This window comes from Prolixibacter sp. DSM 2831, from assembly GCF_056493735.1.
In genome coordinates this window covers 417,222-432,597 of record NZ_CM151379.1, presented here as the reverse complement: position 1 = coordinate 432,597, position 15,376 = coordinate 417,222, and the positions used below count along the sequence as shown (strand labels likewise).

The window sequence follows — 15,376 nt, the reverse complement described above, 5'->3', positions numbered from 1 at the left end:
GAAAAGTGGTCACGGTGCGTCACATTCAGGCTCTTCCTCCGACAAGTCGTAAACTCTCCCGGAGGGTTTCAACTTTCATTTCCAGGTCGTGGATTTGCTGGTTCAGCCCTTCCATCTCCTGTTTTAACAGGGTGGTCTCCTCCCGTTCCGGGTTTTCGATGGCCCGTGCTTTGGCAATCAGGGTAAAGAAATTAAAATCCAGCGCCTCCGATAGTTGCCACAACCGGCCTATCTTAACGTCCTTCGAGTTCAGGATGTAATGAGCCATCTGCTCCGAAACCCCCAGCCTGCGGGCAAACTGCGGAACCGTAAGTTGCCGTTCCGCCAGCCGCTCCCGGATGGCATTCCCGATGTGAAAAGGCAGTTTCAATTCGTTATTCATGACCAAATATTTTGTGGTGATATTCTCCGAAGCTTCGCAAAAGCCATCGGCTACTTAAAGTTACACAAAATTATTCTATTTTTCTAACAAAGAACAAGATTCCCACCACACAGCGTTAGATAGCCACCACATAGCATTAGATACTCACCGAATAGTATTATATTAAAACTGCAGTTTAATTTATCTATACATCATTTTATTTTATGCTTATCTGATTTTAATTTTTCTGCTCCATTAGATATAATTATTATTGTTGTTTTATTATATTTTATGTAGTGACTATTTGTCTTCTTAATGGTTTTATTAGTCATATACCAAATTTTATTTACTATATATCAAATAAAATTTCACCTCACAGTAGAAGTGTAACAAATGCCATAGCCTGGGGCATCCCCCAGGGATCGGGCGCAACAGGCAAACCGCCAGCCTGTAGGGCTGGACCTGGTATTCGCCCGTCAAGAAGATCGTGGAAGCCCTTCAGGCTTCCCTCATTGTTCATGGATTTTTTCTGGGGACGATGCCCCCAGCTTCGGAATATCAGGCCTTCAGCCTGGACAGGGTCGGCAGGCCCTAAGTGAAACATCGAAGGAAACCTCTAAAGTTTGACGCTGGCACCCAATGAAGCTACGCTAGTGAATCTGTCATCGGTCCAAAAGTCTCCCCGGGTGGGGAGATTTAGAGGGGCGGAAAATGGAAGAACCACAATCCGGGTATTTCCATTTTTCCCGGTAGGATAATAAGTTTGTTTTGGGAATTGATGCCTCGCGAATATGCAGCGGTGCAAAATCATTAACGGCCGAGGAGTTTAAAGAGAAAAATAATAACTTGCCGTCAACCCTAAAAAATTCGGCCATGGTGAACACGAAATTATTCAGGATGATACGAGAGGGGGAACACCAGCAGCAGGATTTCAAGTTTTGTATCAACGATTCGCGAAAGATAGCCCGCTCGCTGGTTGCTTTCGCCAATACCGATGGCGGCCGGTTGCTTATCGGCGTAAAAGACAATGGAAACATTGCCGGCGTGCAGACCGAGGAAGAATATTACATGATTGAAGCGGCTGCTAAATTATACAGCAAACCCAAAATTGAATTTGAGACCCAACAGTGGCATACCACCGATGGGAAAACGGTTTTACAGATTGATATTCCGCCGAGCCCGAACAAACCACACTACGCTAAAGACGAGAACCAGAAGTGGTTGGCCTACATCCGGCACGAAGATCAAAACATCCTCGCCAACCGGATCCTGCTTGAAGTTTGGAAGAAAAAACAAAAGCCGCGTGGAGTCTTCATCCGGTATACCGAAGAAGAGAAAAAAATACTGCAGTATCTGAGCAATCACCAAAAGATAAATCCGGGTCGTTTATCCCGTTCCATGTCTATCTCGCGCTGGAAAACAGAACGAATCTTAATAAACCTCATAACCATCGGAGTTATTGAGATTGAACAAACGACAGATGGAGTACATTACCATCTGACAGACAATTTTATTCTTTCCGGGAATAATAAATAAAATCCCCTCTTCGTTTAAATAAAAAAGCCCCATGGTTCACCTTTTCAGAAAGAGAATCAGGGAAAGCTAATAAAAGGGGGTTGAAAAATGGGAAGGAATCAAATTTTGGCTTTAGCAAGTAGCTTTTTGTTGCTGCTAGCCGGATGTGCGAAAGACAATACAATAACTACTGAGTTTACTGCAAATGCAGAAAAAATCTCCAAAGAGAATGCTGACCGGGTTACCTATGTCAACGAACGAATCGATCTGGCTGGAAGCAGTTCACTGAAATCAGCTGAATCGCCGGAAGACTATACCTACACGCCGGCGGTTGATATCTACAACACTGTTTTCGATAAAATAATTATCCAGTCCAGTACGGCCACGTATACTGTCTATTCCGGGCAAACAGTTTTGTTGCCCAAAGGCTTGACATACGAGGGAAATATTACAGTAAATGATGGCGGAATGTTAGTGGTCGTTGGCAACCTAGCCGGCTCGACGCTCAGTGGAACAGGAACCGTGGTGATTAATCCAACCGGTGTCTTTTCGGCAAAATATCTAAATCTCAACTCTGGGGTGAAACTGGTTAACTACGGTGAATGGAATGCCGAAAAGAACGCCAACCTGAACGGCATCCTGGAAAATCATGGTATCATATCGTTCGATGCCATGAATAACAATAGTTCGGGGCACGTGGTCAACACCGGAAAAATTACGCTGTCCGCAGATCTCAACAACAACGGCGTCATAGACAACTTCGGGACATTTATTACCGATGGAACATTCAATCTGAACAGCGGCGCGAACCTCAACAACGCTTGTCATTTCGAAACGGCGAAGATGCAGTCGAACGGATTAACCCATTCCACCGGCTTCCTAAAAGTCAATGGCCTGTTAACGATAAACGGAGGCAGTGTTCTGATGCTGGGCTCCCACTCGGTAACCGATGTAGCTAACATTTCCCTTAACGGGAAAATTTCAGGCACCAACGACGACTACGCAGGTATCGTTATCCGAAACTCGTTTCAATCGAACTGGGGCGCACGGATAACCGGAAAAATTGACATCCGTTACGACAATGAAATCACCAGCTCCGATCCTGACTTGTTGGGCTCGCTGGTATCATTTAAATCCGTGTATTTCCCGGCTACCGGATGTGTTCCACAGTACGGTACCAACCCGGTAAATTCTTTTACACTGGTTGCAAATGTGAAGGCCCCAATCGATAGCAGAGGAAATACACTGAGTGCAACAAGTGTGGATATTCAGGGAGACTATGCATACGTTTCATACCACCTGCACGGGGCAGAATTTGGTGGCCTTATCGAGGTGTATGATATTACTGACCCTTCAACTCCTACGATCGTCAGCCAATACTGGAGCGAAAATGCCGACTTTAACGACATTGAGGTAGATGGTAACAAATTATATGTAACAGGCGGAGCCAATCCGGACAAAACCGGCGCTGATACTCCTGCGACTTTTACCATTATCGATTTAAAAAATGGTGAATTACCCAATGCTGCACCAACATTTTATTCCCTGCCCAGCTTTTCAGGTAACTGTGTACACCTCGCTGAAAACGGAAAACTTTATATAGCAACCGGAAATACCGGAGGTCAGTTTATCACTGCAGATGCTAATAATGGTTCGATTATCAGCAAACGGAATGCACTTACCGCCAAATATTTTGACAGTGAAGGAAACACTATTATCGGATTGCAGGGAGGTACCGTTGGCTTGCTGTCGGTATTTAACGAAAATAACGGCTTAAATCCGGTCAAGTCCATCCCGGTAGGAAGCATTATTCCGGAAGACGGAAAAGCAGTAGCCCGCCTGAAAAACGGACTCGCTTATGTTTGTGAAGGCGAGGCAGGATTGTATGTTTTCGATACAAACGACGCTTCCGGAACGCCTCTGGAAATGTTCAACCCTCAAAGCGGCAACACCAATGGTGTCGATATTGATCATGGCCTGGTGTATGTAGCCAATGGAGCAGGTGGCTTATACGTCATCGACCAAAATACATTTAAAGTATACGGAAATTACAACTACGATGGCTCAGCCAACTTCGTAAGAGCTGTTGACAACTACATTTTTGTGGCTAACGGAACCGGAGGCCTCAAAATTTTGATGAGAGATAATCCCTAGTTTTTTTCATACCCAATTCAAATGAAAACAGCACGCTCAGGCGTGCTTTTTCTTTGTCATAAATACTACTTAAATATTTAGCCTTTTGTTTACAGAAGAGCATTACGTGACTTCTCACAGAAACTCTTAATTTTGTACCTGATATCCTAATCAATTAAAAACCTTACAGAAACATCAAGTAATGAGAAACCTTCTTATGAAAAACATCCGCTATGCCTTTTTGATTGGTATCATCATTGGCGGATTTACATTTGCCGGTTGTGCACAGAATGAGTATATGGATCCGGCCAACCGGAAGTTGCAGGAAGCTTATGTGGGTGGTGACTTCTATCCGGTAAAACATTATCAGCAAAGTACCCGTAAAAAACGTCCGAAGAATGTGATCCTGATGATTGGCGACGGCATGGGACTCGCCCAGGTTTATGCCGGACTTACAGCCAACGGCGGTCACCTTTACCTGGAAAATTTCAAACACATTGGTTTTTCAAAAACCTATTCTTCCGATAATTACATCACCGATTCAGCTGCCGGGGGAACAGCCCTGGCTTGTGGCGAAAAAACATACAACGGTGCAATTGGCGTAGATCCGCAAAAACAGCCGATTGTCAACATCCGTGAACTGGCTGAAAAGAAAGGTTTGGAAACCGGGCTCGTTTCGACATCGGCAATTACGCACGCCACCCCGGCGTCATTTATCGCTCATCAGCCTTCGCGAAATATGTATGAAGCCATTGCTGCCGATTTTATCAACAGCGGCATCGACGTTTTTATCGGTGGTGGCGTCGACCATTTTGAGAAGCGTAAAGACGGCCGGAACCTGAGTGATGAGTTGAGAAAAGACGGCTACCAGGTTTTGTACAACATGGATAATATCAGCCAGGTAACATCGGGTAAACTGGCCGGGCTCACGGCACCGATTCACAATCCCGCTGAACCCGAACGTGGCAATATGCTGGTTCAATCGACTAATACCGCACTGAATATCTTGTCCCAAAACAAGAAAGGTTATTTCATCATGATTGAAGGAAGCCAGATCGACTGGGGCGGCCACGCCAACAAAACGCCTTACGTAGTAGAGGAAATGCTCGACTTCGATCAGGCCATTGGAGCTGCACTCAAACATGCGGCGCAAGATGGTGAGACATTGATCATCGTGACAGCCGACCACGAAACCGGCGGAATGTCCATCAACGAAGGCGACATGGCAACCGGGAAAGTTGTTGGTGAATATACCACAGGGCACCATACAGGAATTATGGTTCCGGTATATGCTTTTGGACCGGGCGCTGAGCAATTTACCGGAATGATGGAAAACACCGATATTCAGAAAAAAATTAAAGATCTATTGGATCTGTAACTGCACTAACCAATTTCTGGTTATTTTAGAAGGGAAACCACTGTGTTTCCCTTTTTTAATTACGACCAATAGCGGGGTTATTGTTGCAACCTAATGTTTGAAACCACTCCTATTTGGAATGAAGCCATGCTTCTTCGAATAAAAAATCAGGTTACTCAGCGTTCATACATGACTGAAGGATTGATTAAAATCCTCCTGACTGCCCACCCCGGAGATTCCTGAAGTTGCTGCCATTCTGCTGATTATTATTCTGGTTGTTGTTGTCTGGCGTAGCTGATTCGTCGATATGCTTAGCCCCTTCCATCTTGGGTGCTTTCGGCATTTTCTTCGTTCTCCACAACGGAATCCGGTAGTAAATACCGTATGAAAAATCCATCGGAATATCCACGTTGGTTTTCCCGAATCCGGGTACGATATAGGGCGACATATTCGGATCCTTGGTTTCGCTCACCATGAATTTCACGCGAACAGACCATCCGAGGAAAAAATTCTTAAAAATCTCCCCTTTCATCCCGAACACGAACTCGCCCCAATGAGCATTCATATTTCTTTTCGGAATGGATGTGTTATAATCGCCCCAGAAATTGGAATACTTGACATCATCGGCCTGTTGAGTGAAACGGGAGTAACCGTAACGCAAACCGACAAACACCAAATCTCCGTCTTCGAGATTTCGGTAGCGCAAAATATTGAAATCGGTTCCCAACCGGCCATAAACACCATTCGCCTGGTAGTGGAAATTATCCCGACGATCATTCAACCCCATCATACCCACTTCAACCGTAGGAAACCAATATCCCTTAACAGGAATATCTCCCTGCAATTCCCAACCCCAACGGTCGGCCGATTGCAGGTACGTGGATGCAAACCGCGAGAGATCGACTCCGATACGGGGGCCTTCGACACGCCAAACATCCGCATTCTGTTTCTCCTGAGCCAGTGCTTTCAGCGGGCTACTGAGTGTTAGCAGGCAAATTGAAATATACAGTAATATTTTGCTCATTATTGGGCTTTTCAATAGATGTTGGGCCCACTGAGGGGTCCGAAATATTCACCGAGTCGATTCGGGACGTATATGAGAAACCTTTTAAGTTGTAATAGGGTGCAAAGCCGCACGCCTCCGATACCAGTTTCATTTGCATGGTGTGATAAATGAACAGTGTGTCAGCTTCTCCATTCACGAACAACACAAACGCAGTGGAATCATGTTCAAGCGAAAGCGGTAAAGGATAACGCTTGGATATGGAAGGCAGCGTATCGCGCACCCATCCGGTATCACTTTTAGCAACACCCCAAATCATCAGCGAGTCAATCGTCGTTGAATCACTGTCGATGAATTTGGCCATGAGATAAGTATCTGTGGAATCATAGCACCTGTCCGCCTCGCTACACGAAACGACGACAATTGCCAGAAGCACCACAAGTAAAGGTAAAATGTATTTTTTCATATCCGGATACGGGTTTCCGCTTGCCTGACAAATATAAACAAAATGAGAGGAAACAAGCATGAAGCAAGATGTCAGATTGAAAAAGCGTAAACCAGAAACAATTGGCTTATCATCAACAAAAAAAGGTTATTTTCGTTAATTCCATTGCGACAGAAAAGCATCAATTGTCCTGTCAGCTGTCATACATTGAACGACAATCTACTTTAAATATGCGAAACATGCAGTTTGCCATTTTCTTCGGAACCGTCATTTTAGTCTACTTTCTGGTCAATTATTATATCTATGTTCACGGATTAATGGCCTTCCAGGCGACCGGAAATTTTAAAACGATATACAAAATTCTTTTCTGGGTTATCGCTTCCACTTTTATCGTTGGTGAAATACTGGAGCACACACATTCCAGCCTGGCCGGTGAGTGGGTTTACCGGATAGGAGCTTTCTGGCTCTCGTTCATGCTCTACCTGTTTATTGCTGTTCTTTTCATCGACATCATCCGGTTGTTGGATAAATTTTTTCATATCGTTCCGGCTGTGCTAAAAAGCAACCCGGACCAACTCAGGCTGTGGACCGGCGTTGTTGTTTTTTCATTGGTAGCCCTGGTGGTTTTCTTCGGACACCTCAATGCCCTGAATACGCGGGTCAAGCAATTCTCGATTACCATACCCAAAAGTGTTACCGGTTCCCCGGATATGAAAGTGCTGATGGCTTCCGACATTCACCTCGGAGCACTGATTGGTGAACGCCGCGAACAAAAGCTTGTCGACATCATTAATCAGCAAAAGCCCGATCTGGTTCTCCTTTGCGGAGATATGGTGGATGGCGATATTGCTCCCGTATTGCGAAAACACCTGGGAAAACATTTGCAGGAAATCAAGCCGCCGATGGGCATGTACGCTATTCCGGGAAACCATGAATACATTGGTGGGATAAAAGAAACCTTACCCTACCTGGAAAGCATCAACATCAACGTGCTGCGCGATCAGGTGATTACGCTTCCCAACGGCGTTCAGATTGTCGGGCGCGATGATTTGTCGGCACGCAATCGTGATGGCGGAAGAAAGGAACTACCGGAATTACTGAAAGATGTGGACATGAGCAAACCGGTGATTGTGATGAACCACCAACCATTCAACCTGGAAGAGGTTGCCGAAGCCGGTGTTGATTTACACCTTTCGGGACACACCCACGACGGGCAAATGTGGCCACTCAATTACGTTACAGAAGCCATTTTCGAAGACAGCTGGGGATTTCTGAAAAAAGATAAAACCAACATCTATGTTTCTTCCGGATTTGGTTCATGGGGACCGCCGGTTCGCATCGGAAACACACCGGAAGTTGTGGTTTTCAATCTTCACTTTCAACCGGAAACGGCAAAATTATAAACAAAATTAGTCGTCGTAGGTCATGGGAAGCGGCTCCGGATGGATGGTCGTTATGATACCCAATTCCTTTTCGATGGCTTCTTCGATGACAGAACAGATATGATGGGCTTCATCCAGTGTCATCTCCGGAGGCAATTTAATATGGCAGCTTAGCTCAGTGTGATGTCCATAGCGGTGCATGTGGAAATGATGGGGAAACACTTCCCGGTCGACATTTTGCCGGACCAACTCCCTGATTTGGCCAATCATTGTAGGATCGGCACTCTCACCAAGCAACAGACTGAAATCATTCTTCATTACTTCGTAGGCGGTATACGCAATCAATATGGCGACCAAAATTCCAAGTACACCATCGATCCACCAGAAATAACCACCGAGGAAAATACCGACCAGAATTATGACAGAAGACAATGCATCGGAGCGATGATGCCAGCCATCGGCTTTTAGTACTGACGATCGAGCTTTTCGCCCCACCCCAAAAGCATATTGAGCCAGGCCTTCTTTAGCCAAAATCGAAACAACCGTTACAACTTTCGCAACCATTCCGTAGTGCACAGCTGTGTGCGATCGGAGTCGATCGACCGATTGCAGCAGGAACTCAAACGAGATAATAGCCAACAACACCCCAATAATCACGGCGGCGATGTGCTCAGCACGACCGTGGCCGAACGGATGCTCGTCATCGGCAGGCTTACCGGCCAGTGTTGCACCGAAAATAACAATGATAGAAGAGACCGAATCGGAGAGCGTATGCCATGCATCCGCAACAATAGCAATCGACCCGGATACAATACCGGCCCAATACTTCAAGGCAAACAGCACCAGATTTACGATAATCGAGACCCATCCGGCCTTAACGATCATTCTGGTATTCTTCGGTCTCATAAGCTTTGGTAAGTTTCTCTTTAATAAAGCATCAAAGCTAAAAGATTCAGGCCTAAAATCCGAGTAAACAAAAGGTGGTTGTGTTCTAAATTACGCGCTATGCATCTCGTCGTACCACATAAGGAATTTCTTAATGCCTTCGCGGAATGACGTTTTCGGCTGATAGCCCAGCAACTCTTTCGCCCTCGAGATGTCGGCATACGTGATATTCACGTCACCATCCTGCATGGGGAGCTGATTAATAACGGGCTCAACACCGGCTTCCTCAGCAATCGTTTGAATCATATCGCGGAGCAGCACCGGATGGTTATTTCCCAAATTCACGGTTTCGTACACATTTTCATTCTTCAGCAAATAGTCAATCGCCGACTCGATGCCGGCAACCGTATCTGCTACATATGTGTAATCACGGGCTGTTCCTCCATCGCCAAACATGGGAATAGGCTCATTATTCCGAAGCAACCGGGTAAACTTGTGAATGGCCAAATCGGGACGCTGCCGCGGGCCAAAAACCGTGAAAAACCGCATATTAACAATATCCAGTTGATAAAGGTGATGGTAGGTGTAGTTGATGAGTTCGCAACTTTTCTTGGTAAAAGCGTAAGGCGAAACCGGATTAGAAACGTCCATATCTTCACGGAACGGTGTTTCCGGACAATTCCCATACACCGACGATGACGAAGCGAAGGCCATTTTCCGGATACCTTTTTCCTTCATGATATCGAGAATATTCTGCGTCGCTGTGATATTAGCCCGGATGTAACCCGCGGGATCTTCAATCGACGGCCGTACGCCAGCTTTTCCGGCCAAGTGCACGATAATATCCGGAGATTTATCTTTCAAAAAAGTGGACAGATCATTTTTATTGGCCAAATCCAACTCGGCAAACGAGCAATAAGGTTGCCCGATGAAGCTAACCAGGTTTCGCTCTTTTACTACCCGGCTGTAAAACGGGTCAAAATTGTCGATTCCGATTACCCGGAATCCTTTATTCAAAAGACTTTCACAAAGATGTGAACCGATGAAGCCGGCACATCCGGTCACTAAAACAGTTTGCATTACGGTGTATCTTGTTTCATCCGAATTATAGTCACATAATTCGAGAATATTTTAATTCCATCTTTTTTCTTCATGTCGAGATCGTAATGTCCCAACGACTCAAAATCGTACTTCTCCTTAAAACTTTCGTTGAAAACGTCCTCGGGAGGTTCGTGTGTCATCACCACCAGCGGCGTAACAACCGGTGTTCCGGTCGCATTCGACGTATCCCAGTACTGAATCAGATGCCCGCTGCTCCAAACCACCTGAATGAATTTTCCGGGTACGGGGCCATTGAAATAGAAAGGCATATTTTGCACTTTCTCCATGTGGCGCAAATCGTTATAAGGCCGGTAATCGGGGTTTTTCTGGAAGAAGTTACGCGCCGAGGGAATCACCAGCAGGCAAAATGCCATAATCATAACTACCGTTCCACTCCACAGTCGGAACGCCTTTTTTCGGTAGGTACTTCTTACCACATATCCGCCAATGGCCCAGAAAACAACCAGGATGATTATCTGCAAACCAAGCGATAAGCCGTCGTTAAACCGGTGGTTATGATACATCACCGCCAACGGCAAAGCAAAACTAACCAAACCTACCAGGTATCCCTGTATGGAATATAGAATAGCATCAGCTTTGGTGTGCTCCTTCTCTTTGAAAGCGTGCATCAGATAACGGAAATAATAGGCCGTTATCAACGCCAGCGGAATCAGAACCGGCATTAGGTAACGCTCTTTCTTTTCAGGAAATGAGGAAAGCAGAATAACCGCTGCCCAAACCCAAAGCGCCAAAAACTTGTAGTTGCCGAACTGTCCGATTTTCTTCCGTGCATACGGGATAATTACGGCGGCAGCAGCCGGTAGTGCCCATATTCCTGCTTGCACCGGGAAGCTCCAGTAGTGATACCACGGATGCACACTCCGGTTCATCCAGGCAGCCGACTCTTTTTCGGCCACATACGTAGAAAATTCGGGATGCAGGAAATAGATATATAACGGCCACCACGTACTAAACACAAGCAAAATTCCCAAAGCGACCATCAAAGGTTTCCATTGCAACTTTACACCGCTAAAACCATAAGCGACGAAAAATGCAATAAGAAATGGCAACAGTAACGCAAAGAACGAAACCGGGCCTTTACTCAGGAACGAAAGCCCCATCAGTATGCCTGCCCACGTAAACTCCTTCCAGGCTTTTTCCTTTCGGTTCCAGCCGCGATATAGCATCCAGATGGCGCCCAACATAAAACTGTGACAGAAGATGTCCCAGGTAATGGTTCGCGCCATGAAAAATATATAGAAACTGGTTGCAACGGTTCCACCGGCCAGCAAGGGAAGGTGTTCGTCGCGCGTCAGTTCTTTCGTCAATTTATACAGGAAGAAAACCAACAACATAGCAGAAAGGGCAGCAGGAATACGCAGGATCGCCAGGCTGTCCTGTCCGAAAATATGCATCATAAAGGCTGCTATCCATGTTGGCAACGGCGGTTTCTCCAGGCGCAACACACCATTCATAGTAGGAACTAACCAATTGTGTGTCTGCAAAATCTCGCGGGCAGTTACCAGGTTTCGGGCCTCCATGATGTTGGCGTCCAATACGCCGTTATGAATCACAAAGGCGAAAAAAGTAATTACCAGCAATGCCAGAAGTTGACGGTTCTCTCTGCTCATGATCGTTTCTTTAATCGTGCGGCCACTTTCCGGATGACCGGACTTAAAAATCCGGGATGATTTAACCCCAGCAATAAATTACGTGAATAGACAAATGCTCCGGTTAATTGTCCGAGGAATAACACCGGGTCGAGGCGAAAAACGGCGTAGCTGAATATCATCAACGAGCCCGCCAGGCTGATAATCCAAAATGTGTTGGACAATACCGATTCGTTTTGTCGCTCGGAATCGATCCATTGATACACAAACCGGAAAGTAAATATTAACTGCCCGGCGCTACCCCAAAGCAACAAGCCGAACGATACATTTTCGTTTCCAAGTATTTCACGGATATTATTCGGTGCCCCGGAAAAAAGGTATCCGAGACTGAAAGCCGGCAAAACATAAAACACCCACCGCAACACCAACGGAATGGTTTTCCATCGGTTTTTCAATTGCAGGTTTCGGATGTAAATAAAATAAACCAGCAGCTGACCAAGCACGATCGCAAAATCCTTCCGAAGTACGCCGTAAACGAACAGCAACATAGACGCGAAAAGGCTGAGCTGCCAGAAAATAGTAGGCGACAATGGTTTGCCCGCTTTTTCGGAGCGAAACCACTGAATAATCATCCGGCCCGAGAAAAGGATCTGTGCCAGGAAACCTACACCATATACCAGGAAGTTATCTCTCATCAACCGCGCTTCTTAATATCGTAACGGATATACCGGTTTTTCATCCAGCTGTAAGCAAACAAATCCTTCAACGGACCTCCCAGTCGATTCCACAAATGGAATTTCGACTCGCCAGCCACCCTCGGGAAATGACGAACCGGAACTTCCTTCACGGTTCCGCCTTCGAGTTGAATCAATGCCGGAAGAAAACGGTGCATCCCATCGAAAAAGGGAATCTTCCGGGCCACCGGGGTTTGCATAATTTTCAACGGACAACCGGTATCTGTAGCGCCGTCGTGTGTAATGGAACGACGAATGCTATTGGCCAGTTTCGACGACAGCTTCTTCACAAAACTGTCTTTCCGGTCAACGCGTATTCCAGTTACCAGGGCAAAATCATCTGCAAAAGGCAGCAACTTGTTGAAGTCCTCCGGCGACGTTTGCAAATCGGCATCGATGTATCCCACCAAAGGGGTTTCTGCGTGATCGATTCCGGCTTTGATGGCTGCACTCAGTCCACAATTTTCGCGAAACTGAATAAATGAGAACGCTTCGTGGCGCCCGCACATCGCTTCCAGTTGTTGCTGACTGGTATCGGTGGAACCATCGTTGACGAACAAAATACGTGTCGGCACCGAAGAAATCCCGGCAAAAGCAGAAAGTTCTTTTTCCAGCCGGTCCATGTTACTCTCCTCGTTATAAACGGGGACAACGACGGTCAGAATATTATTTTCCTTCATTTCTGTATAATTCGACCGGAACAGGAAAACCGTTTCAACTATTCCGGATTTGGCGGTTCAAAGTTAAAATATTATCAGGCACATCAATTATTGCGCGACTGCTTAATCGATAAATTTAGATGATCTGTCCGGTCCGAAAAAATCATGCTGTTGTAAAACCTTGAAATCAACTGTTTTTCCAAAAGGAAATCAAGCAGATAAAAGCGTTGAAAGATAGCATATATCCGCCAAATATCCATCTGACAATGACCGTGAATTTTTCCCACTCGTTATCAAAAATTGAATATCTTTGCGTGACTTTGGAATAGACTTTTAGAATAAGAAAATCAGGACATAAGATATAATTTGCCCATGAATAACATCAGGAACTTTTGTATTATTGCCCACATTGACCACGGTAAAAGCACATTAGCCGACCGTCTCCTGGAAATGACGCAAACCGTCACCCAACGGGAGATGAAACAGCAGGTGCTCGACAATATGGATTTGGAGCAGGAAAGGGGAATTACCATTAAGAGTCATGCCATCCAGATGAACTATCTGCAGGAAGGACAAAAATACACGCTCAACCTGATTGATACTCCCGGGCACGTCGACTTCTCCTACGAAGTTTCCCGTTCCATCGCGGCCTGCGAAGGAGCCTTGTTAATTATCGATTCTACGCAGGGAATTCAGGCGCAAACCATATCGAACCTGTATCTGGCACTCGAGCACGATTTGGAAATCATTCCGGTAATGAACAAGATGGACTTACCGAATGCCATGCCGGAAGTAGTGGAAGACCAAATCATCGATTTGCTGGGTTGTGAACGCGAAGATATTATCAGGGCATCGGGGAAAACAGGAGAAGGCGTTGGCGAAATTCTTACGCGCATTGTAAAAGATGTTCCGCCTCCCGTTGGTGACCCGGACGCACCCTTGCAATGCCTCATTTTCGACTCAGTCTTTAACTCATTCCGCGGTGTTATCGCTTATTTCAAAGTTACCAACGGAACCATCCACACCAACGATTTGGTGAAATTTGTGGCAACCGGCAAACAGTACCAGGCCGATGAAATTGGTGTGCTGAAACTGAAAATGAATCCTCGCGATGAATTGAGTGCCGGCGACGTAGGTTACATCATTTCCGGAATAAAAACAGCGCGCGAGGTAAAAGTCGGTGATACCATCACACACGTAAAGAATCCCTGTGAGAAAGCCATTGCCGGTTTCGAGGAAGTGAAGCCAATGGTTTTTGCCGGTATCTATCCAATCGACAGCGACGATTACGAGGACCTGCGGACAGCCATGGAAAAGCTGCAGCTAAACGACGCATCACTTACCTTCCAGCCCGAATCTTCTGCAGCACTAGGCTTCGGTTTCCGATGCGGATTCCTCGGGCTTCTCCACATGGAAATTGTGCAGGAACGTCTCGATCGCGAATTCGATATGAATGTGATTACTACGGTACCCAACGTTTCCTATCACGTTCACACCAAGGATGGCGAAGTATTGGACGTTTATAACCCATCCGGGATGCCTGAAACTACTTTGATTGAAGATATCGAAGAACCCTTTATCAGGGCGCAAGTCATCAGTAAGTCCGACTTCATTGGTCCTATCATGACACTTTGTTTGGAGAAGCGGGGCATTTTGAAAAAGCAGGACTATCTGACCGCCGACCGGGTTGAACTCACTTTCGATATGCCACTCGGTGAGATCGTTTTCGATTTTTACGATAAGCTGAAGAGTATTTCCAAAGGCTACGCTTCATTCGATTACCACATCACTGGGTACCGTTCAGCGAAGCTGATAAAACTGGATATTTTGCTAAACAGCGAGCCGGTGGATGCGCTTTCAACGCTCATTCACTTCGATAACGCATACAACTTTGGGCGACGCATCTGCGAAAAGCTGAAGGAGTTGATTCCGCGCCAGCAATTCGATGTGGCCATTCAGGCCGCTATTGGCGCTAAGATTATTGCGCGCGAAACGGTAAAAGCCGTTCGGAAAGATGTAACAGCCAAATGTTACGGAGGTGATATTTCGCGTAAGCGGAAACTGCTGGAGAAACAGAAGAAGGGTAAAAAGCGGATGAAACAGGTAGGTAACGTGGAAGTGCCACAGAAAGCCTTCCTGGCCGTTCTCAAACTCGATTAAAAATATTTCTGCAAAATACGAAGCCCAGATT

At 45.9% G+C, this 15,376-nt stretch carries 13 protein-coding genes; 5 read left to right on the top strand and 8 right to left on the bottom strand.

Going from position 1 to position 15,376, the window contains the following annotated elements; all coding sequences use genetic code 11:
* Window positions 1-25 precede the first annotated feature (25 nt).
* Entirely contained in the window at window positions 26-382 is a 357-nt protein-coding gene (locus AC060N_RS01760; protein ID WP_106541321.1) for a helix-turn-helix domain-containing protein, read from the bottom strand.
* Window positions 383-1,258: 876 nt separating this feature from the next.
* Here AC060N_RS01760 and AC060N_RS01755 point away from each other — a divergent pair.
* The 3 genes from AC060N_RS01755 to AC060N_RS01745 all read left to right on the top strand — a co-directional run bounded on the left by AC060N_RS01755 (window position 1,259) and on the right by AC060N_RS01745 (window position 5,387).
* Window positions 1,259-1,897: an RNA-binding domain-containing protein gene (locus AC060N_RS01755; RefSeq protein WP_246187200.1), complete on the top strand. Its 639-nt coding sequence runs from the start codon at window positions 1,259-1,261 to the stop codon at window positions 1,895-1,897.
* Between the two features lie 87 nt (window positions 1,898-1,984).
* Window positions 1,985-4,030 carry an LVIVD repeat-containing protein gene (locus AC060N_RS01750; protein ID WP_479525625.1) on the top strand — a complete coding sequence of 682 codons (2,046 nt, stop codon included), beginning with the start codon at window positions 1,985-1,987 and terminating at the stop codon, window positions 4,028-4,030.
* A gap of 181 nt (window positions 4,031-4,211) precedes the next feature.
* Complete coding sequence (locus AC060N_RS01745; RefSeq protein WP_479525624.1) at window positions 4,212-5,387, top strand: alkaline phosphatase; 1,176 nt, start codon at window positions 4,212-4,214, stop codon at window positions 5,385-5,387.
* Between the two features lie 184 nt (window positions 5,388-5,571).
* On the opposite strand, the gene AC060N_RS01740 is transcribed toward AC060N_RS01745, so the two are convergent.
* Both AC060N_RS01740 and AC060N_RS01735 read right to left on the bottom strand, forming a co-directional pair.
* A complete protein-coding gene (locus AC060N_RS01740; RefSeq protein WP_153641096.1) occupies window positions 5,572-6,390 on the bottom strand; it encodes a DUF6048 family protein in 819 nt (272 codons plus the stop codon).
* Window positions 6,341-6,835, bottom strand: coding sequence for a DUF6452 family protein (locus AC060N_RS01735; RefSeq protein WP_479525623.1), 495 nt, complete (start codon window positions 6,833-6,835; stop codon window positions 6,341-6,343). The genes AC060N_RS01740 and AC060N_RS01735 overlap by 50 nt, the downstream gene beginning before the upstream one ends.
* Window positions 6,836-7,053: 218 nt before the next feature.
* Here AC060N_RS01735 and AC060N_RS01730 point away from each other — a divergent pair, with 218 nt between their 5' ends.
* Window positions 7,054-8,217 carry a metallophosphoesterase gene (locus AC060N_RS01730; RefSeq protein ID WP_479525622.1) on the top strand — a complete coding sequence of 388 codons (1,164 nt, stop codon included), beginning with the start codon at window positions 7,054-7,056 and terminating at the stop codon, window positions 8,215-8,217.
* A 6-nt stretch (window positions 8,218-8,223) separates the two neighbouring features.
* Here the strand turns inward: AC060N_RS01730 and AC060N_RS01725 are convergent, their stop codons facing one another.
* From AC060N_RS01725 to AC060N_RS01705, 5 genes are all read right to left on the bottom strand, one after another.
* On the bottom strand, window positions 8,224-9,102 hold the full coding sequence (locus tag AC060N_RS01725; RefSeq protein WP_479525621.1) for a cation diffusion facilitator family transporter: 879 nt from the start codon (window positions 9,100-9,102) through the stop codon (window positions 8,224-8,226).
* A gap of 90 nt (window positions 9,103-9,192) precedes the next feature.
* Complete coding sequence (locus AC060N_RS01720) at window positions 9,193-10,161, bottom strand: GDP-mannose 4,6-dehydratase (protein WP_479525620.1); 969 nt, start codon at window positions 10,159-10,161, stop codon at window positions 9,193-9,195.
* Window positions 10,161-11,813: an ArnT family glycosyltransferase gene (locus tag AC060N_RS01715; RefSeq protein ID WP_479525619.1), complete on the bottom strand. Its 1,653-nt coding sequence runs from the start codon at window positions 11,811-11,813 to the stop codon at window positions 10,161-10,163. Before AC060N_RS01715 ends, AC060N_RS01720 begins: the two co-directional genes overlap by 1 nt.
* Window positions 11,810-12,487 (bottom strand): lipid-A-disaccharide synthase N-terminal domain-containing protein, encoded by a 678-nt coding sequence (locus AC060N_RS01710; protein ID WP_479525618.1) that lies wholly within the window; start codon window positions 12,485-12,487, stop codon window positions 11,810-11,812. Before AC060N_RS01710 ends, AC060N_RS01715 begins: the two co-directional genes overlap by 4 nt.
* The gene (locus AC060N_RS01705) at window positions 12,487-13,206 is read right to left on the bottom strand and encodes a glycosyltransferase (protein WP_463233389.1); all 720 of its coding nucleotides are present in this window, start codon (window positions 13,204-13,206) and stop codon (window positions 12,487-12,489) included. Before AC060N_RS01705 ends, AC060N_RS01710 begins: the two co-directional genes overlap by 1 nt.
* Window positions 13,207-13,557: 351 nt before the next feature.
* Here AC060N_RS01705 and lepA point away from each other — a divergent pair, with 351 nt between their 5' ends.
* Window positions 13,558-15,345: a translation elongation factor 4 gene (gene lepA, locus AC060N_RS01700; protein WP_479525617.1), complete on the top strand. Its 1,788-nt coding sequence runs from the start codon at window positions 13,558-13,560 to the stop codon at window positions 15,343-15,345.
* Window positions 15,346-15,376 lie beyond the last annotated feature (31 nt).